The sequence below is a fragment of the Pseudarthrobacter cellobiosi genome, from assembly GCF_023913815.1.
In the GTDB taxonomy this organism is placed as follows: domain Bacteria; phylum Actinomycetota; class Actinomycetes; order Actinomycetales; family Micrococcaceae; genus Arthrobacter; species Arthrobacter cellobiosi.
The window spans coordinates 218,993-238,083 of the sequence record NZ_JAMXBK010000025.1 but is presented as its reverse complement, the minus strand read 5'-3'; the positions used below and the strand labels follow the sequence as shown (position 1 = coordinate 238,083).

The following is a 19,091-nucleotide window of genomic DNA, read 5'->3' as shown; positions in this document are numbered from 1 at the left end:
CCCGACGTCAGCCGCGCAGCGCCTCCGACACCGCGGCAAGGAGCGAGTTGAACTGCGGGTTGGTAGGAAGATCGTCGATGAACACCGGCTTTCCGTCCGGACCGCCGAGCGGGATCTGCCAGTTCGGATACAGCGCCTCGGTGGTGCCGGGCTGGTTCTGCACGCGCCGCTCCCCCACGGCATCCACCAGGGCCACCCCGAGAAGGACCGACGGAGTCTGGGCCAGCAGGCGGTGCAGCGCTTCGATAGTGCGTTCCTCGCTGCCGGTGCTGCTGTGGCCACCGTCGGCGGTGGCGCCACCGTCAGGCAGCAGGCCGCGTTCCCGCAGCAGCCCCATCATCTTTTCGAGCGTGGCCGTGTGCTCCGCCCGCTCTTCCGCCTCGGGGCGTTCCAGGAGGCCCAGCCTGCTGCGAAGGGCCACGTGGTCGCCCGCCAGGTAGCCTGCGGTGGGCGGCAGGTCGTGGGTGTTGACGCTGGCGAGGGCCTGCGTGCGGTACAGCTCCGGCGGCAGGGGTGAATCGCCGTCGTTCTCGAACCAGAGGATGGAGGTGCCCAGGATGCCGCGGGCAGCGAGGTAGTCGCGCACCCACGGTTCGAAGGTTCCCAGATCCTCGCCGATTACCACGGCGCCGGCACGCTGGGCCTCCAGCGCCAGGATGCCGATCAGTGCTTCGTGGTCATACGTGACATAGGCGCCGTCGCGCGGGGAGTTGCCGGCCGGTACCCACCAGAGGCGGAACAGGCCCAGCACATGGTCCACCCGGATGCCCCCGGCGTGACGGAGCACGGTGGAGAGCATGTTGCGGAACGGCGCGTAGCCTGCCTCCGCCAGGCGGGCGGGATGCCACGGCGGCTGGTTCCAGTCCTGGCCCAGCTGGTTGTACATGTCCGGCGGCGCCCCCACGCTGATCCCGGGCGCCAGGACATCGCGGAGGGTCCAGGCGTCGGCGCTGCTGAGGTCCACGCCCACGGCAAGATCGTGCACCACGCCCAGCCGCATCCCCTCCCGGCGCGCCGCCTGCTGCGCGTTCTCAAGCTGCTCGTCACAGATCCACTGCAGCCAGCGGTGGAACCCGATCCTGTCCGCAAGCTTCCCGCGCAGTGACTCCGCCTCAGGGGAACCCAGCGCGCAGTCCGGATCGGCCCACAGAGGATGGTCCGGTGCCAGGTCTTCCCGGATGGCGGACCACAGCGCGAAATCATCCAGCCCGGTGCCGGAGATCCGGCAGAATTCGTCGAACGCTGCCTGCCGCGCCGGCGAGCGCCGGGCGTGATACAGCAGTTCCAGGGCCTGGAGCTTGGCGGCGTACACGGCGTTCCGGTCCAGCCGTTCGCCGTCCTTGTTCAGGACCTGGACCTGCTCCTGCAAGCTGTCCACCGCCGCGCGCTTACGCGGCTTCAGGTAGGCGATTTCCGGGATGGCTTCCACGCGGATGTACAGCGGGTTGAAGAAGCGCCGCGTGGACGGCGAGTAGGGCGACGGCTGGACCGGCGGCACGGGTTCCGCGGCGTGCAGTGGGTTGACCAGCACGTAGTCCGCACCACGGGCGCCGCTGAGCGTGGCCAGATCCGCGAGGTCGGCGAAGTCGCCGATCCCCCAGGACCGTTTGGACCGCACGGAGTAGAGCTGCGTGGCCAGGCCCCATCCCCGACGCTCCACCAAGGAATCGGCGGTGGTGAGCCGCGCCGGAACCACCACCAGCGCGCCCTCGGCTGTGACGCCGTCGGACTCTGCCTGCAGCGTGTGCCAACCCAGCGGTAACCCCGCCGGTACGGCGAAGGTGGCCCGGCCGGTGGCCACGCCATCAACGTCCTGGGGCGGCACCCAGACGTCCTGCTGGACGGCGTCCACGGGCCCGCCCGTACCGGCCTCCAGCACAACTGTCAGACGCGCTGTCGAACCGTCCCGGACGTGGACGGGAACCAGAGCGGTTTTGCCCTGCTGGACCACGACGGCGGGCGGCAGCATCCGCCGCCACGGCGCCACTTCCGCCTCGGCCAGGGCAGTTTCGATGATTTCGTTCGTGCCGGCCGGAACGCCCAGCGCCGCCAGGACCTTGATCAGGGTCTCCGGGGCCACGCTGTGCGGCAGCCCGTCCCAGCCGTGGAACGAGGTGCCCACGCCGTGAACGTCCGCGAGGCGTTGGAGGAGGTGCTGGTCCACGGGCTCATGACCGGCGGCATCACCATCGCCCGGCGGTACCGGCGTGCCGAAAATTTGAGCGTGCTGCTGGTCTGGAGCCTTCATGGATGTCCGCCTCGTCTGGTGTGATGGGCCCGAACTTACATTGCTTGCTGACGCACGGGAGCAACACGCCCCCGCGCACGACTGTTGCAGCCAACGATAGTCCGGCGGCAGCCCTCAGGGCGCCGAATCCCGGATTTTCAGGTCAAAGCCCGCCTCCGCGTGAACGCCTTCTGCCCTCGCTTCCAGCCCCTCAATCCGGTCGACCAGCAACCCGACGGACCGTTCCGCAATCTCGCCCATACCGGGCGACACGGTGGTGAGCGACGGCGAGGCGAACCGGGCCTCGTCGATGTCGTCAAAGCCCGCCACCGCAACGTCCTGGGGCACCTTCACGCCACGGACGAGCAGTTCATGCATGGCTCCCAGGGCGAGGGCGTCGTTCAGCTCAAAGACGGCGTCGAACGGAACGCCGCTCTCCAGGAGGCTGGCGACGGCGGCTGCTCCCCCTTCGCCGCGCCATTCACCGGGTGCCACCAGGGCCGGGTCAAACGGAACCCCGGCGTCCTCCAATGCGCTCCGGTAACCATTGAGCCGCAGGCCAGCAGAGCCCGTTGACTCGCCAGGGCGGGCGCCGAGCACGGCAATACGACGGCGGCCTCGGGCCAGCAGGTGGGTCTTACCCGAGCGCAGGCTGCGGGCCGCCAGGTTCGCCTCGTCGCCCAGTTCGGCAATGGCGTCCTGGACCCGTTGCCTGGTGGCCGGCCGGATGAACTCGTAGTCGTTGAGCACGTTCGACACGGTCTTCAGCGACACCCCGGCGACGCGCGCCACATCGTTCATGGTCACTGCCATGAGCGGTCAGCCTTTGGCAGCCTTGGCCGCCGCCTTTGCTGCCTGCTTGCTGGCCCGCACCTTGGCGAGCGATTCAGGACTCACGATGTCGGCAACCGAAAGGAAGGAATCTTCCTGGCCGTAGTGGCCGGCGGCCTCGCGCCAGCCGGTCGCGCTCAGCCCGCGCTGCTTTCCCAGGAGCGCAAGGAAAATCTTTGCCTTCTGCTCCCCGAATCCTGGCAGTGCCTGCAGGCGGCGCAGCACCTCCGGGCCGTCGGGGTCGCCCTTGGTCCAGATCAGCGTCGCGTCGCCGTCCCAGTCATGCTGCACCGTTTCGGCGAGCGCCTGGACGCGACCCGCCATGGAACCCGGGAACCGGTGCACCGCGGGCCGCTCCTTGAACACCTCAACGAACGCCTGGGGTTCATACGCGGCAACCGCGGCCGGGGCGATGGACCCGATCCGGGCCCGGATCTTCTCCGGCCCGGCAAAGGCGGATTCCATGGTTACCTGCTGGTCCAGCAGCATGCCTGTCAGCAGCGCAAACGCGTCATCGGCGAGCAGTTGATCGGCGGCCGGGTCACCGGTGATATGCAGTTCCATGGCCCTCATCTTTCCACCTCCCGCGGCCTGCGTCATGACCTCGAAGATTCCGGTGTAGACGCAGCGCCCCAGGTGTTCGACGCTGAACGCCGGCTCGATGGTGATCTTGCCGGCGGAGGAGAATTCATCAGCGCGGAGTTTAGTGGTTTTTCCGAAAAACCAAGTACTACCTAATTTGAAAAACAAGTACCGATTACGCGGTCGCCCGGGACCCCGCCAGAACTACGGTCGACTAATGAGTTAAGACTCGCAAATCGCACTGGTTTGGATGTCTCACTAGGGGGTTGTGAGAAGGATGAATACACGACTCGGCAGCCGCGCTTTCCCGCTCCAAGGGGTCCGGGAAGTAAGCGGGGCCGGCGACGAGGAGGTCTTCGAGACCAAGGCCTCTCCCCCAGCCGTCGCCGGCCCTCCGTCCTCCACAGTTCCCATTCGTCCAACGCTTCCAGTCAGTTCCCGGCGTCCCCGCGGGAGGCGGACGTGAAGTATTCCCGAACCGAGGCTTCCCAGGCACACGCGTCGGCGGGCAGGAGGCCAGCGCCCGCTCATCCGGCCCAACACACCACCCAGCATGCAGCCCCGCATCCGGGGCCGGCGGCAATCCCGGACCGCAGGCCCAACCAGGCACCGGGCGATCGTCCTGGCGCGGAACCGGCAGCGAAAGCGGTCACCATCGGGATGGTCGGCGCCGACGGGCTTATCCCCGATTTGGTCACCGGCTCGAAGGACCTGTCTGACTCCCTGGAGATCCTGGCCCACCTCGCGGCGGCGGCGCTGAGCCGGCTCGCGGGCGTCCCCATCGAATGCGCCCTGTTCCTGAGCCGGGCCAAACGCTCCAGAGCCACCGCCGGAACCGGCACGCGGACCGCGACGTTGGCCCGGCTGGAAAAGGAGGTCGGCGAAGGCCCCCTGACCGAAGCCCTCACCGGCACAGGTACCGCGGCCATGAACCACGTGGCTTCCGACTTCCGCTGGGGACGCTACAGGCCGCACCTACAGGACGCCGGGTTCGACAGCGTCCTGGGCCTGCGGCTTTCCCTGGATGAGGGCACCGAGGCCGCCCTCGCCTTCTTCGCAGCCAGCCCCCAGGCGTTCCCGCTGCACGTGATCGCCGAGGCCCGCAGTTTCACTGACCTCGCATCCCGCGGCCTCAGGCTGGCCCTTGAGCTGGAGTCGGCCAGCACCAGGGCGTCCGACCTGCAGTCAGCCTTGGAAAGCCGGACGTCCATCGACATTGCCTGCGGCGTCATCATGGCGCAGAACAGGTGCTCCTACAACGACGCGATTGCCATCATCGCCAAGGCATCCAGCCACCGAAACATCAAGCTCCGCAGGGTGGCTGAGGGCATCCTGGCGAACCTGCCAGGCGGTGCGCCGGACACTCATTTCGAGCATTAGGCTGCCGCGGCTCAGGCTAGCGCCGGCACCTCCGGAATCCCGTTGCGGTACCTCACCGTGCTTCGTTTGAAGACCTCGGCATAGATTGAGGATTGCACGGCAGACACGTCAACCCGTCGTCGGAGATTGTCCTGCAAGATCCTCAGGTCATCCAGGTTGGCCACCGCCACCTGGGCGAGCACCTGTTCGCCGGACGCTGCAGCCCAGCGCGTCACCGACAAACCGGCGAGGTACTCCCCCACACCGTCAGCACCGCCGTCGGGAGATGCGGACTCGCCGGCGCGGGTGATGCTGATCAGCGATTCCACCGGGAACCCCAGCGAGGCCACGTCCACCACCGCCCGGATGAACAAGACACCTGAGCCCACCATGGCCTCCAGCCTGCGGCTGACCGTTGCCTTGGAAATGGAGACCTCGGAAGCAAGTTCATCCACCGTTGCCCGGCCGTTGCGGTGCAGCAACCCGGCGAGGGCAGTGTTCGTTTCATCGAGCGGCGCCACGCCACTGGGTGTCCCGCCCAGGCGGCCGTCCTCATCGGGATGCAGGGCGGCGTACTGCTTCTTGTCCAGAACGTCCGGCGTCCAGCCGGAGGGCGTCCTGAAATATTCGAGCAGCGGCACCATGGTGAAGGACTGCACGCCGTCCACCTCGGCGAGGCGCCGGTAGAGCAACTCGGCGAGGTCCTCAGTGGTGATGAATATTTCCGCGACGCCCTCGTTCGACCCTGCCAGCGCACTGACCCACGAGGACTCTTCCTGGTCCGCGAGCCACGAACACACAGCGCGGAGGTCCCGCGGCACAGCCTTCACACGCAGCAGGAAGGCCGAGCGCGAACTGACTGCCGCCGGGTTAATGAAGGCGTTGATGCGGATGGCACCGGATTCGAGCAGTTTGTTGCCGCGGCGCGCCACGGTCCGTTCCTGCTGGCCCAGCACGTCAGCGATTAGCCGCCACTGGGCTCGGCCATCGCGCACCAGCGCGGCCACGATCTGCCGATCGAGCGCATCAAGCTGCTCCATGTCCGGTTCCTTTCAGTGCTGCTGCCCACATCCGACGCCGGGTGGCGGCGATCCGAACACCGGGGCGGCATTGACCTGCCGTCCCGGCGAAGATCAGTTCCGGCCCAGATAGGCTAGCACTCCGGAAAGTGCCGCCCCTGTCCCGCAGACGACGGCGGCGCGTGCGTCCGGCGCGAAGAACGGCGAGTGGTTCCCGGCCGGCGATGCGCCGTCGTCGAACAGGTCCGGATCAAAGGCGCCAAAAGCCCAGAAGACGCCCGGAACGCCAATAGCGTCGCTGAGCCAGCCGGCATCTTCAGAGCCCATCCCCAGCGGCGCCTCGGACAGTGCCTCCGCACCGAAATCCGCGGTGAATGCTTCGATGACACGGCGCGTCGACGCCGGATCGTTGAAGCAGCGGGGGAAGTTGTTCAGTTCCTCGATAGTGGGTTCCGGCGCAGCCGACGCAGCGGCTTCGGCTGAGACGATCCGCCGGATGGCGGCAAGCACCGTGGCGCGGACGCCTTCATCGGGCGTCCGGACGTTTACCGTGAACTCCGCGGAGCCCGGAATGATGTTTTCTTTAAGGCCCGCATGGAAGGTGCCCACCGTAACAACAGCCGGGGTGGACGGCGACAGTTCGCGGGACACGATGGTCTGGAGCCGGAGGACCATGGCTGCCGCGGCAACGATCGGGTCGATGGACTTCTCCGGCTGGGAGCCGTGCGCCTGCTGGCCGTGGACCGTAATCTTCCAGGAGTCGGCCAGGCTGGTCATGTGGCCGTCTCGGACAATAAGTTTGCCCTGTCCCACCGGCATCACGTGCTGTGCCAGGACCACTTCTGGCTTGGGGGCACGGTCCCACAGGCCGTCGTTGATCATTGCCCTGGCACCGTAAGCCGTCTCCTCCCCTGGCTGGAAGATCAGGACCAGGGTCCCCTGCCACAGGTCCTTGCGTTCCGTGAGGAGCGCGGCGAGTGCCAGTGCCGCGGTGATGTGGGTGTCGTGTCCGCAGCCGTGCATCACGGGGGCGGTGCCGCCGTCGGGCAGTGTTCCCGTTGCCTCGCTGGAGTAGTCCAGGCCGGTCTGCTCGGCGATGGGCAATCCGTCGGTGTCGGCCCGGAAGCCGACGACGGGTCCCTCGCTGTTTTTCAGGACGGCTACTACGCCGGTGGTGCCGCAGCGGAAGGATTCGATCCCCAGCGTCGCCAGCCGGGCTTCGATGTACGCTGCGGTCTCGAATTCCTGTGCCGAGAGCTCGGGGTGGGCATGCAGGTACTTGTAGACGTCAACGTACTCGTCCACAAAGGATTCAGGAACGTCGACGGTGGCGGTCAGCCGGACGCCAGTGGTGGCAGTAGTGGTGGTGGTCATCTTTGTTTCCCTTTCAGCGGGTGGGTTCGGAGATCTGGGCGGCCTGGGCTGTTTCGCCGGGCGCCGCTTCATGAGAGACGGCGGCCGGACCGGACGAACGCGCGAACCAGGACACAGCGATGGTGATGATGACGGCGAGGGCCGTGGCGAAGTAGGTCAGCGCCGGTGCCAGCGGAACCACAACGAACACGATGACCGCGGCGACAATGACGGCCACGGTGGTGGTGCGGCGGCTCCTCATAGCCATCACGCTCTGCAGGACCACGGCGCCGAAAACGGCCGGCAGGATGTATCCGCGGGCGGTGGCAATGAGTGGCGCCGGGAGCATGCCCACCAGCCAGGTGCCCAGGACGCCGACAAAGAGGATCAGGGTGGTGATGTGGATGAGCACCGCGCCGATGATGGCGCTGCCGGCGATGAGTTCGGCCCGGCGGGTTCCCGGCCTCTCGCCGAGGTTGGCCTGGGCGACGACGGCGGCGGGGAGGAGTTTGTTGGCGATGTTGCCGATCAGGAACGCCTGGTACATGGCCGAGCGGCCCAGGATCGGGAAGTAGGAGATGGGCTCAATGATGGCGATGACGCCGAAGGTGGCCAGCACGGCGGCCACGGCGGTGACGAGCTCCACCGCTGTGATGCCCATGCCCGAGCCGAAAGCGGCGTACAGGGCAGCAGCCAGGGAGATGAGCAGCCCCAGCGCCAGCGTGATGGGCCCCCAGATGGAAGTAGTGCGATCAAATGCGGCAAGTCCTGCGGATGTGTCAGCGGAAGTCGTTGTGGACATCAGAATGGCTCCTTTCGGGGTTTTCAGGCTGCGGTCATGAAGTAGGCGGCCGCGAGGGCCACGACGATGGAGAATCCCAGTCCCCATTCACGCAGCCACGGGCGCCGAAGCCTGTGGGACAGCAGGAGGCAGACGCCCATCGCCGCCGCTGAGGCGACCATGGTGACCAGGTGGGCCGGAGACTTGACCACCTCCGCGAACGCGAGTGTAAAGAAGGCACCCAGCAGCGCCGCCGTCGGGACGATGGCCATCACCGCCGGATTAACTTTGCGGAGTTTCGCATCGCCCTTGCTCAAGATGGGCGTGAGGATCAGCGCGGAGAGCATCCAGGCGAGGCCGCCGATGGTCATGGCGGCGAAGGCGAGGGCGAAGACTTCTGGGTGTAAGTGGGTCCGCCCAGTTGGGCACCCTGCGTGCCGGCTGAGATGCCGGCAGCGGCGACATCGAACGCTGCCGATCCGACCAGGCCAATGCGGGCGAGTACCGCCGGTGTACCGAACAGCGGAAGGAGGGAAATGGCAATCAGCGCCACGGCCAGCGACGGCCCGATGGCCCGATGGCCGCCACAGCTCCGGAGCGAACCGAGCTGTTGACTTGGGCGGGTGTCAGACCGACGGCTGGCGCCGCTTTCCGGATGGCCTTGAAGTAGATGACCGACTGCAGGATGACTACTGCGAAGACGCCCGCGGCAGCCGCCCAAAGGATCGGGTGGTGGATCAGGGGCGTTATATCGGTGGAACTGGGATCGACAGCTGCGATAACCACGTTTGCTCCCTCGCAAAGTGACGAACACCTCGGATATTAGGTGTCGAAAAAATGGACTTTCATGACAATTCATGCCGTTGTGTTTCATTTGTACAGCACTGAATGTCCATAAGTACATAGTTTTGTTGTTTCCGGCAGATGTCAGCTGTGGCGCGGGAGCGTAAATTCGCGGGCGGGCGCTTAACGAAAGAAGACCAGAGACGAATTGTCTCTGGTCTTCCGCGCGGGTGGGCCCTGTGGGGATCGAACCCACGACCCACGGATTAAAAGTCCGATGCTCTACCAACTGAGCTAAAGGCCCCAGCCGACGGTCACACGACCGATCAGCCCAGTCCATTTCTGGACGTAAAATACTTTACCCCACACACGGGGCGGCTTTGGCACGCAGGTTGTCCGCCGCCGTCGTATGTTCCGAATTCCGCGCAGCGTCACCGGCGCTGGTAAGGTCCATCCTGGCTGCGAACAGTACTCGATTTCCCGCGCGGCACAGGAGTAGCGTGGGGGGCATGAGCGAACAAGCAGGACCCAGTCACTACGGCGGAGCCAACCGGCATCACAAGCCCAAGCCGTTCGCCCCCATCGACTTTGAGCCGTTCGCAGGCGGCCCCGATCCTGCGCGCGTCTCCGAGGCCGCCCACCTCGCCGCCCAGGCACTGGTGCGCCACGGACGCGTCAGCGACGATCCCGTCATCACCGAACGCCTGGTCAAGCTGACGGACGAACAGGGACTGGAGGCCATCGCGGAGATGTGGGCCGAAAGCCCGGCGCGTTCGCTTCCCGGCGCCCTCTGGCGGCTGTACGCCCTGCGCGCCGCCACTGTCCAGGACCCGGAACGGATCTCGGTCTATTTCCGCGCGGGCAAGGACACGGCGCAGGTTTCCAACGTGGTGGCCGGCGCCGCTGAACCGCCGGGAGCCGAGGAAATGCGGGCCATGGCTGACGCCATTCTCTCCGGGGCGTTCGACGGCGAGTTCGACGTCGCGCTGGAGCGTTCCGCCGCGTTCTGCCGCGTGGTGGCGCTGGGCCAGGCGACGATTGCCGACGGCGCCGAGCTCGGCAACGAGGCCCACGCGAGCAAGCTCACACGCAACTCGCACCAGCTCGTGAAGACGGCCGAGGACCTTGAACACGCGGCAAATGCCTGGCGCCTGGGCGAGCTCGACTGAACCACCGGCGCCGATCTGTCAATGTTGACTTGGGCCAAGCAACGTAGAACACTGAAACTGGTGTCGAGCCGCGAAACCCCCGGGCTTCAACAATTAGCCGCCTAGAGCGGCCTACCGCCGAGAGGCGTATCCGGTTCGGCACCATTTTTCTGCCTGTTTACAGGCTGAAGACACGGGCCGGTAGAATCAACACAGCTGCTGGCCTGCGTCAAGTTACAAGTGGGCGGCCCCCGACCCCTGTACATCCCCGGAGACCGGTATCCCAACGTGAAGCTGCGCCTTTTTCCCCAGGAGCCCGCAGGGCTGACCCTGCTGTCCCAGATGGCCCAGCAAATTGTTCATGCCAGCGCCACCATGGCAGAGATCCTTGGCGTCCCCGCATCCGAGCACGCCAAGCTCGTGGACGACATGCACAACCACGAAGCCAAATCGGCCGAGCTGCACTTTGCCCTGCTCACGCACATGCGCACCAGCTTTGTGAACCCGCTCCCCCGCGAAGACATGTACGCGCTGTCCCGCTACCTCAACGAGGCCCTCGAGAAGCTGGACGGCGCCGCGGAACTTGTTTTCCTGTACCAGCTGGACCGCCTGCCGCGGCGGGCCGCCGACCAGGTGGATGTCATCAGCCGGCAGGCCGAACTCACGGTGGACGCCATGCGCCGGCTGAACAACCTCGACGACCTCGAGGACTACTGGATCGAGATCCTCAGGCTCGCAAAACGCGCGGAACGGACCCACCGGGTCTGGGTGGCGGACATGATCCGGGACATGAAGTGGGCGCAGTATTCCCGTAACCGCGACGTCGCCAACCAGCTGGTGGAAGTCACCAAGGACATGCGGCGCATTGCCACCCAGGTGGGCAGCATCATCGTCAAGGAATCCTGAGGTGACCGCAGCCATCTTCGCCACCGTGGTTCTGCTGGCCGCGGGATTTGCCTTCCTGAACGGTTTCAGGGACGCCTCCACGTCCGCTGCCCTGGCGGTCCGCACCCGGGCGCTCACGCCAAGCGTGGCCGTGCTGCTCGCGGCCTTCTTCAACTTCCTGGGCGCCCTGCTCAGCGCCAGCCTGGCGGTCACCATCAGCCAGACCTGGATCAGCCTTCCAGAGGGCACCAGCGGCCTTAGCATCCTGGTTGCAGGGCTCGCGAGCGCCTGCGTCTGGGGCGTCCTGCTGTGGTGGCGCGGTATCCCGGCGTCCTCCACCCATGCCCTGGTGGGGGGGCTGGGCGGCGCTGGTCTGGCCAGCCTTGCCGTGGGTGGCCCCGGAGTTGGCGGGGTAGACCAGTCACTTCTGTTCCAGGTGGTATTGCCATTGCTTCTGTCGCCGCTGGTTGCGTACAGCGGCGCGTTCCTGCTGGTTCTGCCGGTCACGTGGGCGGCGCGCTACACTCAGCCCAGCGTGATCAACCAGCGCTTCCGCCGCAGCCAGTCCATCGCCGCCGGCGCCGTAGCATTCGGTCACGGCCTGCAGGACGGCCAGCGGATCAGTGCCGTACTGCTGCTGGCGCTGCTGGCGGCTGGATATTCCGACGACGGCACTATGCCCATGTGGGTGGCGCTGCTCTCAGCGGTGATGATCACGGTGGGAACGCTTTTCGGCGGCTGGCGGATCTCCCAAACCATCGGCTACAAAATCACCCGGGTTGACCCGCTGCGGGGCTCCGTGGCCCAGATCTTCAGCGCGTTGATCCTGTTCGTGGGCGCCATCGGACTGCACTGGCCTGTGTCCACCACCCACACCGTGACGTCCGCCGTGCTGGGCGCCGGCGAGAACCAGAACTTCTCCGTGACAAACAGGAAGCTGGTTATCCGGATTCTGGGGCTGTGGGTCCTGACCCCCGTGGCAACCGCCTCCGGGGCGTTCGTGCTGGCCCTGGCGATGTCACCTTTGGCGGGCTGAGCGCAAGCTTTAACGCCGCATCGACTGCTCCAAAAGCGCCCTTCTGAGCTGTCAAAAGGGCGCTGCCGGAGCAATCGATGCGTATTTGTGGCTGGGGAGCGGCTGGGGCTTATCCGAAGCGGCCGGAGACGTAGTCCTCGGTGGCCTTCACTGTGGGGTTGTTGAAAATGGTCTGGGTGTTCCCGTATTCGATCAGCTTGCCCGGCTTGCCGGTACCGGCGATGTTGAAGAACGCCGTCTTTTCCGAAACGCGGGCGGCCTGCTGCATGTTGTGGGTCACGATCACCACGGTGTACTGGTCCTTGAGATCGTTGATAAGGTCCTCGATGGCCAGCGTGGAGATCGGGTCCAGCGCGGAGCACGGCTCGTCCATGAGGATCACCTGCGGTTCCACCGCAATGGCACGGGCGATGCAGAGGCGCTGCTGCTGGCCGCCTGACAGGCCGGATCCGGGCTTCTCCAAGCGGTCCTTGACCTCGTTCCAAAGGTTGGCGCTCTGCAGGGACCTCTCCACGAGGACGTCGGCCTCGCCCTTGGAGATCTTCTTGTTGTTCAGCTTCACGCCGGCCAGCACGTTGTCGCGGATGGACATCGTGGGGAACGGGTTGGGCCGCTGGAAGACCATGCCGATCTGCGAACGCACCGTCACGGGGTCCACGCCGGGGCCGTAGAGGTTGTCGCCGTCCATCAGGACTTCGCCTTCGACGCGGGCGCCTGGCAAAACCTCGTGCATGCGGTTCAGGGTGCGCAGGAACGTGGACTTGCCACAGCCTGAGGGACCGATGAAGGCCGTTACGGACTTGGCCTCGATGTTGATGCTGACATCCTCCACGGCCAGAAAATCGCCGTAGTACACGTTCAGGTCTTTGACGTCGATGCGCTTAGACATGGTGTTCCTTCACTTGCTGGGTATGGATTGAAGTCTAGGGTTTGGCCGCGAGGACCGGAATGGCCTGCTGAAAAAATTTCACCGGCCGGTCTTGGGGGCAAAGGTTCTGGCGATCAGCCGGGCGCCAAGGTTCAGCACCATCACCAGGATGATCAGCACCAGGGCGGCGCCCCAGGCCCGCTGCGAGGACGGGTCCGGGTTCGCCGGTGAGGTGGGGTTCAGGATCTGCGTGTAGATGAACGTGGGTAGCGAGGCCATCCAGCCGCCGAACACGTTGTTGTTGATGCTGGTGGCAAACCCGGCGGTGACCAGGATGGGAGCAGTCTCACCGATAACGCGGGCGATCGCCAAGGTGACGCCGGACGCGATGCCGGAGATCGCCGTCGGGATAACCACCTTGAGGATGGTGCGCCACTTACGCACACCCAACGCGTAGGCCGCTTCGCGCAGTTCGTTGGGGACGATCTTGAGCATTTCCTCGCTGGAACGCACCACGACAGGAATCATCAGGACCGAAAGCGCGACGGCGGCGACGGCACCGGTTTTGGTGCCGGGCCCCACCACGGCGAAGAAGAACGCTGCGGCGAACAGGCCGGCCACGATGGACGGGATGCCGGTCATAACGTCCACAAAGAACGTGATGGCACGGGCCAAACGGCCGTCGTGGCCGTACTCCACCAGGTAAATGGCGGTCAGCAGTCCGACGGGCACGGAGATCACGGTGGCTACCAGCGTGATCTGGATGGTACCCAACAGGGCGTGGTAGATGCCACCGATAACGGGGGCGCCCTCTTCAACAGCCTTATTGTCGTAGACGCCCGTGACGCCGTTCATGGAGCTGGTGAGGAAGCCCGGGGCGATGAGGCCGGGGACTCCGTTGACCAGCACCGTCCAGATCACGGAGATCAGTGGGAGCAGCGCGACCAGGAACGAGCCCACCACCAGGCAGGTGGCCAGCTTGTCCTTGGCCTTGCGGGAGCCTTCCACCGCGGCGCTCCAGCCCACCAGGCCGGCAGTGAAGAGGATGGCCGAGACGAGGCCCCAGCCAAAGGCATTGAATCCGATCAGTGCCAGGATTGCGGCGCCCACGATGAGCGCGAGTCCCAGGACAACGTACGGCGCGTACTTGGGTAGCTGGCCTTTGGTGAGGGCTGAACGCTTACTGCGCACGGGGGTAAGAGTGGAGGACATTTAGTTGGCTCCCGAGAATTCTTTGTGCCGGGTGATGATCCAGCGGGCGATCATGTTCACGCCTAGGGTGATCACAAACAGGACCAGGCCTGCGGCGATGAGCGTGCTGACCTTCAGGCCGCTCGCTTCGGGAAAGTTCAGGGCGATCTCCGCGGCGATGGTCTGATTGCCGGACGTGATCAGGCTGGCTGTCAGGGCACCGGAGGAGAGGACCAGGGCAACTGCCATGGTCTCGCCCAGAGCACGGCCCAGGCCCAGCATGACGGCGCTGATGATGCCCGGACGGGCGAACGGCAGGACCGACATTTTGATCATTTCCCAGCGCGTGGCGCCGAGGGCCAGGGCGGCTTCCTCATGGAGCTTGGGCGTCTGCAGGAAGATTTCGCGGCTCAGGGACGTGATGATCGGCAGGACCATCACCGAGAGCACAATGCCCGCGGTCAGGATGGTTTTGCCGGTGGCAGAGGCGGGACCTTGGAAGATGGGCAGCCAGCCCATGTTCTCGGCCAGCCAGTTGTAGGCGGGGGAGATTTCCTTGGCGAGGAACGCCGCGCCCCAGGCACCGTAAACCACCGACGGGATGGCGGCCAGGAGGTCCACCACGTAGCCAAGGCCGGACGCGATTCCGCGCGGGGCGAAGTGGGAGATGAACAGGGCCACGCCAATGGCGATGGGAGTTGCGATCACCAGTGCGATGACGGCTGCGACGAGGGTGCCGATAACGATCGGCCAGATGTAGGCGAAGAAGCCTTCGCCGCCCTGGATCTCGGCGGCCGGGGCGGTGAGCGCCGGAATGGCCTGGACAACGAGGAAGAGGGCCACGCCGAACAAGACGGCGAGGATGAGGCACCCGGCGGTCAGGGCGGCGCCGGAAAAGATCTTATCCCCGGCGCGGCCTGCGCCCTGGGAACTACTCAGGGGGGTGGCGGTCATTCCAGACCCTTCGGTTGTGGGCGGTGCCTAAATCGAGCTTACAAGCCAAAGTTCCCCGCCCCGCCTTTCGGCGTGGCGGGGAACGTGGTTCAGGGACAGGTACTAGGACTTGACCTTGATGGATTCGATGGCCTTGACGGCCTTGTCGGCGAGGGCCGAGGAGAGCGGCGCGGACTTCGCGGAATCAGCAGCCGTCTTCTGGCCAGCGTCGGAAACTATGTAGCTTTCGAAGGCCTTGACGAGGTCAACGGTTTCCTGCTTGTCGTAGGTGGTGCAGACAACGTGGTAGGAAACCAGGACGATCGGGTAGGCGCCTGATGCCGTGGTCTTGCGGTCCAGCTTGATGGCAACGTCGGTGGCGGAGCGGCCTTCGACGGGCTTGCCGGCTTCAACAGCCTTGGCAGCGGCTTCGGCGGAGATCTTGACGAATTCCTCGCCCACCTTGATGGAGGCGGTGCCCAGCTTGCCGCCCACAGCGGAGTCATCCGCGTAGGTCACGGCGCCCGGGGTGTCGGTGACGGTCTTGACAACACCGGAGGTGCCCTTGGCGTTTTCGCCCTGCAGGGTTGCGGGCCAGATGCCGGCAGCCTTGTCGGTCCAAACATCCGCAGCAGCAGCAGCAAGGTACTCGGTGAAGTTGGTGGTGGTACCGGAATCGTCAGAGCGGTTCACCGGGGTGACCTTCAGGTCCGGGAGGCTGACGCCCGAGTTCAGGGCGGCGATGGCGGGGTCGTTCCAGTTGGCGATCTCGCCGCGGAAGATTTTGGCCACGGTGGTTGCGTCAAGCTTCAGCTCGGTGATGCCGGGGACGTTGAAGGCCACAGCGATCGGGGAGATGTAGACGGGGATGTTCATGGCGCCTTCCGGGCCGCACTTGGCCTTGGAGCTGGCCAGCTCTTCATCCTTGAGGTACGCATCGGAGCCGGCGAACTGGGCCGAGCCGTCGATGATTGCCTTGCGGCCTGCGCCGGAACCGTCCGGGGAGTACTGCACGGTGGCGCCGGGGTTGGCAGCGGCGAAGCCGGCCTTCCAGGCGTCCATGGCTGCGCCGGTGGAGGATGCTCCGATGCCGGTCAGCGTGCCGGTGACCTTGGGGCCGGCAGAAGTCTGGTTGCCTGCAGGCGTGTTGCCCGTGGCGTTATCTGAACCGCAGGCGGTGAGCGCGAGTGCGCCGGCTGCGATTACAGCGATAGCCGCGTGGCGGCCGAAACGAAGTGCCTTCACTAGATGTACCCCTTCCAGGGATATTCAGCGGCGGCAGGACCGGAGACGCCCTGCAGCGCGATGCGTACGTTCTGTACCTTCAACGAATCTATGGGCCGCAGGTAACGGGATGGGCGGCCACAGGTGAACAGAAGATTAACGACGGCGGCATATTGGCTTACAACTGCAGCGTCACCATTGCGCACGTCACACTTTCGGCCTTAGGTGCCCGGGCGGCAAATAGACTGGAAGGCATGGCCGCAGCAGCAGGACTCTCAGCAAGCAGGCGATTCCTGCGCGGACGCATCCGCACCGGCCTGGTCCGGAGCCGGAACTCCCTGGTCCCCGCCGTCCAGATGACCGCGTGCGCGGTGGGGGCGTACGCCTTCGCCGAGTACGTCCTGGGGCACTCCGGTCCCCTCTTCGCGGCCACATCGTCACTGATCGCCCTGGGCTTCTCGCGTGACCCGCGGCTGCGCCGGGTAATGGAGGTGGGCCTCGGCTGCACCATCGGGATCGCCGTGGGTGATCTGCTGCTGCACTGGCTGGGCAGCGGAATCTGGCAGGCCGCCGTCGTGCTTCTGTTCTCCATCCTGCTGGCCCGCTTCCTGGACAGCGGCAACATCTTCACCACGCAACTGGGGCTGCAATCCTTGCTGGTGGTGCTGCTGCCGGCGCCGGATGGCGGGCCGTTCACCCGCAGTCTGGACGCCGTGGTGGGTGGCCTCTTCGCCCTCCTGGTGACCATCCTGATTCCGAAGGATCCGCGCCGGGAACCCCGCAAGGATGTCCGGAAGCTGCTCCACGAACTGGCCGAAGTGCTGCGGGAATGCGCCAACGCCCTGACCGAGAGCGACTCCACGCAGGCCTGGCACGCGCTGATCCGCGGCCGAAACTGCCAGCCCCTCGTGGACGCGATGCGCCATTCCCTGCGCGCTTCCGGCGAGGTGGCCACGCTCGCGCCGGCCCACCGCCGGCACCGCGACGAGCTGGACCGGCTTGAGAATTCCCTTGACTTCATCGACCTTGCGCTCAGGAACAGCCGCGTCTTCGCGCGCAGGCTCACCAGCGCCATCAACCACGCCGCGCTTTCAGACAACGCCACCGCGAACATTGCCGATGTGCTCCAGGAAACCGCGGCCGCGATTGATGAACTGTCGCTCGGCCTGGCGGAAACGCACGACGGCGTGCGCCGCGCCCATCTTCGGACGGCCCGGCAGGACTTCAGCGAGATCGCGCTGCGGCTGCACCCCAAATTGCTGGAGGTCGAGCGGCTTGAGGGTGAGACTGTGGTGATGCTGTTCCGGCCACTCATGGTGGACCTCCTGGAGGCCACCGGCATGGATCCGCGCGAGGCCCGGGACGTGCTGCCCGGCCTGTAGCACCGGCACCGGTGGTTGAGGCCCCGGTGGTTACAGCCCAGTGGCTGAGCTTGCGAGGTTAGGGGCGGGCGGGAATTGTCGGTGCCCGCCAGTAGGGTGGAACCCATGGCAACAAAGACTTCCCGGACGACCAAAGCGCCCGCTTATAAGTGCGCCGAATGCGGCTGGACCACGGTCAAGTGGGTGGGGCGCTGCGGCGAGTGCCAAGCGTGGGGCACGGTTGAGGAAACCGGCGCCGCTGTAGCGCGTACGACGGCGGCAACAACAGTTCTGGAGCCGGCCCGCCGGATTGCCGAGGTGGATGCCACCACGGCGGCTTTCCTGCCCACCGGCGTGGACGAGCTGGACCGGGTTCTGGGCGGCGGCCTGGTCCCGGGCGCGGTCATCCTGCTGGCCGGTGAACCTGGCGTGGGCAAGTCAACGTTGCTGCTGGACGTCGCGGCCAAGTTCGCCCGCACCGCCCAGGATGTTCTGTATGTCACGGGCGAGGAATCCGCCGCGCAGGTAAAGCTGCGCGCCGAACGGATCGACGCCGTCGCCGATTCGCTGTACCTGTCCGCCGAAACGGACCTGGGGCAGGCACTGGGGCAGGTGGAGAAGATTGAGCCGCGGCTGCTGATTGTGGACTCGGTCCAGACTTTCAGCAGCGCAGACGTGGACGGCAGCGCCGGCGGCGTCTCGCAGGTGCGTGAGGTTGCGGCGTCCATCATCGCGGCGGCCAAGCGCCGGAACATGACCACTTTGCTGGTGGGGCACGTGACGAAGGACGGGTCCATCGCAGGCCCAAGGCTGCTCGAACACCTGGTGGATGTGGTGTGCCAGTTCGAAGGCGAGCGTCACTCCCGGCTCCGGATGCTGCGCGCGGTGAAGAACCGGTACGGGCCCACGGACGACGTCGGCTGTTTTGACCTGAATGAGAACGGTATCGAAGGGCTCACGGACCCCAGCGGGCTGTTCGTCAGCCGCACCAAGGAACCCGTCTCCGGCACCTGCATCACGGTGACCATGGAAGGGCGGCGGCCGCTGCTGGCCGAGGTGCAGTCGCTCCTTGCCGAGAGCGCCAACTCGCAGCCCCGCCGGGCCACGAGCGGCCTGGACAGTTCACGGGTGTCCATGCTCCTGGCGGTACTGCAGCAGCGTGCCGGCTGCCTGCTGCACAAGGACGATTCCTACGTAGCCACGGTGGGCGGCGTGAAGCTCAGCGAACCGGCCACTGACCTCGCCGTTGCCCTGGCCGTCGCGTCCGCGAAGGCCCGCAAACCCCTGCCCATCCGGCTGATCGCGTTCGGCGAGGTAGGCCTGGCGGGCGAGGTCCGGCCCGTGCCAGGCATCAACCAGCGCATCCAGGAAGCACACCGGCTGGGCTTCACCCACGCCGTGGTCCCTGCCAGCCACAACGGCCCCGGCCCCGTGCCGCCAGGTTTCTCAGTGCGCGAAGTGGAACACCTTACGGAAGCCTTGAGCCTGCTGATCGGGTAGGGCCCGTTGC

17 protein-coding genes, 1 tRNA gene and 1 pseudogene are annotated in these 19,091 nt (G+C 66.0%); 6 read left to right on the top strand and 13 right to left on the bottom strand.

Annotated features, from left to right (window positions below):
* Positions 1-7 precede the first annotated feature (7 nt).
* From malQ to NG701_RS13080, 3 genes are all read right to left on the bottom strand, one after another.
* Positions 8-2,248: a 4-alpha-glucanotransferase gene (malQ, locus tag NG701_RS13090; RefSeq protein ID WP_252568084.1), complete on the bottom strand. Its 2,241-nt coding sequence runs from the start codon at positions 2,246-2,248 to the stop codon at positions 8-10.
* Positions 2,249-2,362: 114 nt separating this feature from the next.
* On the bottom strand, positions 2,363-3,040 hold the full coding sequence (locus tag NG701_RS13085) for a LacI family DNA-binding transcriptional regulator (protein ID WP_252568082.1): 678 nt from the start codon (positions 3,038-3,040) through the stop codon (positions 2,363-2,365).
* A 6-nt stretch (positions 3,041-3,046) separates the two neighbouring features.
* A complete protein-coding gene (locus NG701_RS13080) occupies positions 3,047-3,631 on the bottom strand; it encodes an HhH-GPD-type base excision DNA repair protein (RefSeq protein ID WP_252568358.1) in 585 nt (194 codons plus the stop codon).
* 471 nt (positions 3,632-4,102) lie between these two features.
* Between NG701_RS13080 and NG701_RS13075 the strand changes: the two genes are divergently transcribed.
* Positions 4,103-5,020, top strand: coding sequence for an ANTAR domain-containing protein (locus NG701_RS13075; RefSeq protein WP_252568080.1), 918 nt, complete (start codon positions 4,103-4,105; stop codon positions 5,018-5,020).
* A gap of 11 nt (positions 5,021-5,031) precedes the next feature.
* Here NG701_RS13075 and NG701_RS13070 read toward each other — a convergent pair whose 3' ends face one another.
* The 6 genes and pseudogenes from NG701_RS13070 to NG701_RS13045 all read right to left on the bottom strand — a co-directional run bounded on the left by NG701_RS13070 (position 5,032) and on the right by NG701_RS13045 (position 9,239).
* Complete coding sequence (locus NG701_RS13070) at positions 5,032-6,039, bottom strand: Lrp/AsnC family transcriptional regulator (protein ID WP_252568078.1); 1,008 nt, start codon at positions 6,037-6,039, stop codon at positions 5,032-5,034.
* 93 nt (positions 6,040-6,132) lie between these two features.
* Complete coding sequence (locus NG701_RS13065) at positions 6,133-7,392, bottom strand: amidohydrolase (protein ID WP_252568076.1); 1,260 nt, start codon at positions 7,390-7,392, stop codon at positions 6,133-6,135.
* Positions 7,393-7,405: 13 nt separating this feature from the next.
* Positions 7,406-8,173, bottom strand: a complete 768-nt coding sequence (locus NG701_RS13060; RefSeq protein ID WP_252568074.1) for a hypothetical protein — start codon at positions 8,171-8,173, stop codon at positions 7,406-7,408.
* A gap of 23 nt (positions 8,174-8,196) precedes the next feature.
* Positions 8,197-8,705, bottom strand: a pseudogene (locus tag NG701_RS13055) (DUF5058 family protein).
* Positions 8,696-8,938 (bottom strand): DUF5058 family protein, encoded by a 243-nt coding sequence (locus tag NG701_RS21165; protein WP_252568072.1) that lies wholly within the window; start codon positions 8,936-8,938, stop codon positions 8,696-8,698. Before NG701_RS21165 ends, NG701_RS13055 begins: the two are co-directional and overlap by 10 nt.
* A gap of 228 nt (positions 8,939-9,166) precedes the next feature.
* Positions 9,167-9,239, bottom strand: a tRNA-Lys gene (locus NG701_RS13045).
* Between the two features lie 205 nt (positions 9,240-9,444).
* Between NG701_RS13045 and NG701_RS13040 the strand changes: the two genes are divergently transcribed.
* The 3 genes from NG701_RS13040 (at position 9,445) to NG701_RS13030 (ending at position 12,004) form a co-directional block, all read left to right on the top strand.
* On the top strand, positions 9,445-10,104 hold the full coding sequence (locus NG701_RS13040) for a hypothetical protein (protein WP_252568070.1): 660 nt from the start codon (positions 9,445-9,447) through the stop codon (positions 10,102-10,104).
* Between the two features lie 267 nt (positions 10,105-10,371).
* Complete coding sequence (locus NG701_RS13035) at positions 10,372-10,989, top strand: DUF47 domain-containing protein (RefSeq protein ID WP_252568068.1); 618 nt, start codon at positions 10,372-10,374, stop codon at positions 10,987-10,989.
* A 1-nt stretch (position 10,990) separates the two neighbouring features.
* A complete protein-coding gene (locus NG701_RS13030; RefSeq protein ID WP_252568066.1) occupies positions 10,991-12,004 on the top strand; it encodes an inorganic phosphate transporter in 1,014 nt (337 codons plus the stop codon).
* A 109-nt stretch (positions 12,005-12,113) separates the two neighbouring features.
* Here the strand turns inward: NG701_RS13030 and pstB are convergent, their stop codons facing one another.
* From pstB to pstS, 4 genes are all read right to left on the bottom strand, one after another.
* The gene (pstB, locus tag NG701_RS13025) at positions 12,114-12,893 is read right to left on the bottom strand and encodes a phosphate ABC transporter ATP-binding protein PstB (RefSeq protein ID WP_056347854.1); all 780 of its coding nucleotides are present in this window, start codon (positions 12,891-12,893) and stop codon (positions 12,114-12,116) included.
* A gap of 78 nt (positions 12,894-12,971) precedes the next feature.
* Complete coding sequence (gene pstA / locus NG701_RS13020; RefSeq protein ID WP_252568064.1) at positions 12,972-14,084, bottom strand: phosphate ABC transporter permease PstA; 1,113 nt, start codon at positions 14,082-14,084, stop codon at positions 12,972-12,974.
* The gene (gene pstC / locus NG701_RS13015; protein WP_252568062.1) at positions 14,085-15,017 is read right to left on the bottom strand and encodes a phosphate ABC transporter permease subunit PstC; all 933 of its coding nucleotides are present in this window, start codon (positions 15,015-15,017) and stop codon (positions 14,085-14,087) included.
* A 102-nt stretch (positions 15,018-15,119) separates the two neighbouring features.
* Positions 15,120-16,241 (bottom strand): phosphate ABC transporter substrate-binding protein PstS, encoded by a 1,122-nt coding sequence (gene pstS, locus NG701_RS13010; RefSeq protein WP_252568061.1) that lies wholly within the window; start codon positions 16,239-16,241, stop codon positions 15,120-15,122.
* Positions 16,242-16,474: 233 nt separating this feature from the next.
* On the opposite strand from pstS, the gene NG701_RS13005 reads away from it, so the two are divergent.
* Both NG701_RS13005 and radA read left to right on the top strand, forming a co-directional pair.
* Positions 16,475-17,602 carry an FUSC family protein gene (locus tag NG701_RS13005; RefSeq protein ID WP_252568059.1) on the top strand — a complete coding sequence of 376 codons (1,128 nt, stop codon included), beginning with the start codon at positions 16,475-16,477 and terminating at the stop codon, positions 17,600-17,602.
* A gap of 105 nt (positions 17,603-17,707) precedes the next feature.
* Positions 17,708-19,081: a DNA repair protein RadA gene (gene radA, locus NG701_RS13000; protein WP_252568057.1), complete on the top strand. Its 1,374-nt coding sequence runs from the start codon at positions 17,708-17,710 to the stop codon at positions 19,079-19,081.
* Positions 19,082-19,091: the final 10 nt, after the last annotated feature.

Coding starts and splice junctions, on each gene's coding strand:
- malQ (WP_252568084.1), bottom strand. CDS start 2,248: ATGAAGGCTCCAGACCAGCAGCACGCTCAAATTTTCGGCACGCCGGTA.
- NG701_RS13085 (WP_252568082.1), bottom strand. CDS start 3,040: ATGGCAGTGACCATGAACGATGTGGCGCGCGTCGCCGGGGTGTCGCTG.
- NG701_RS13080 (WP_252568358.1), bottom strand. CDS start 3,631: ATGAGGGCCATGGAACTGCATATCACCGGTGACCCGGCCGCCGATCAA.
- NG701_RS13070 (WP_252568078.1), bottom strand. CDS start 6,039: ATGGAGCAGCTTGATGCGCTCGATCGGCAGATCGTGGCCGCGCTGGTG.
- NG701_RS13065 (WP_252568076.1), bottom strand. CDS start 7,392: ATGACCACCACCACTACTGCCACCACTGGCGTCCGGCTGACCGCCACC.
- NG701_RS13060 (WP_252568074.1), bottom strand. CDS start 8,173: ATGTCCACAACGACTTCCGCTGACACATCCGCAGGACTTGCCGCATTT.
- NG701_RS13040 (WP_252568070.1), top strand. CDS start 9,445: ATGAGCGAACAAGCAGGACCCAGTCACTACGGCGGAGCCAACCGGCAT.
- pstB (WP_056347854.1), bottom strand. CDS start 12,893: ATGTCTAAGCGCATCGACGTCAAAGACCTGAACGTGTACTACGGCGAT.
- pstA (WP_252568064.1), bottom strand. CDS start 14,084: ATGTCCTCCACTCTTACCCCCGTGCGCAGTAAGCGTTCAGCCCTCACC.
- pstC (WP_252568062.1), bottom strand. CDS start 15,017: ATGACCGCCACCCCCCTGAGTAGTTCCCAGGGCGCAGGCCGCGCCGGG.
- NG701_RS13005 (WP_252568059.1), top strand. CDS start 16,475: ATGGCCGCAGCAGCAGGACTCTCAGCAAGCAGGCGATTCCTGCGCGGA.
- radA (WP_252568057.1), top strand. CDS start 17,708: ATGGCAACAAAGACTTCCCGGACGACCAAAGCGCCCGCTTATAAGTGC.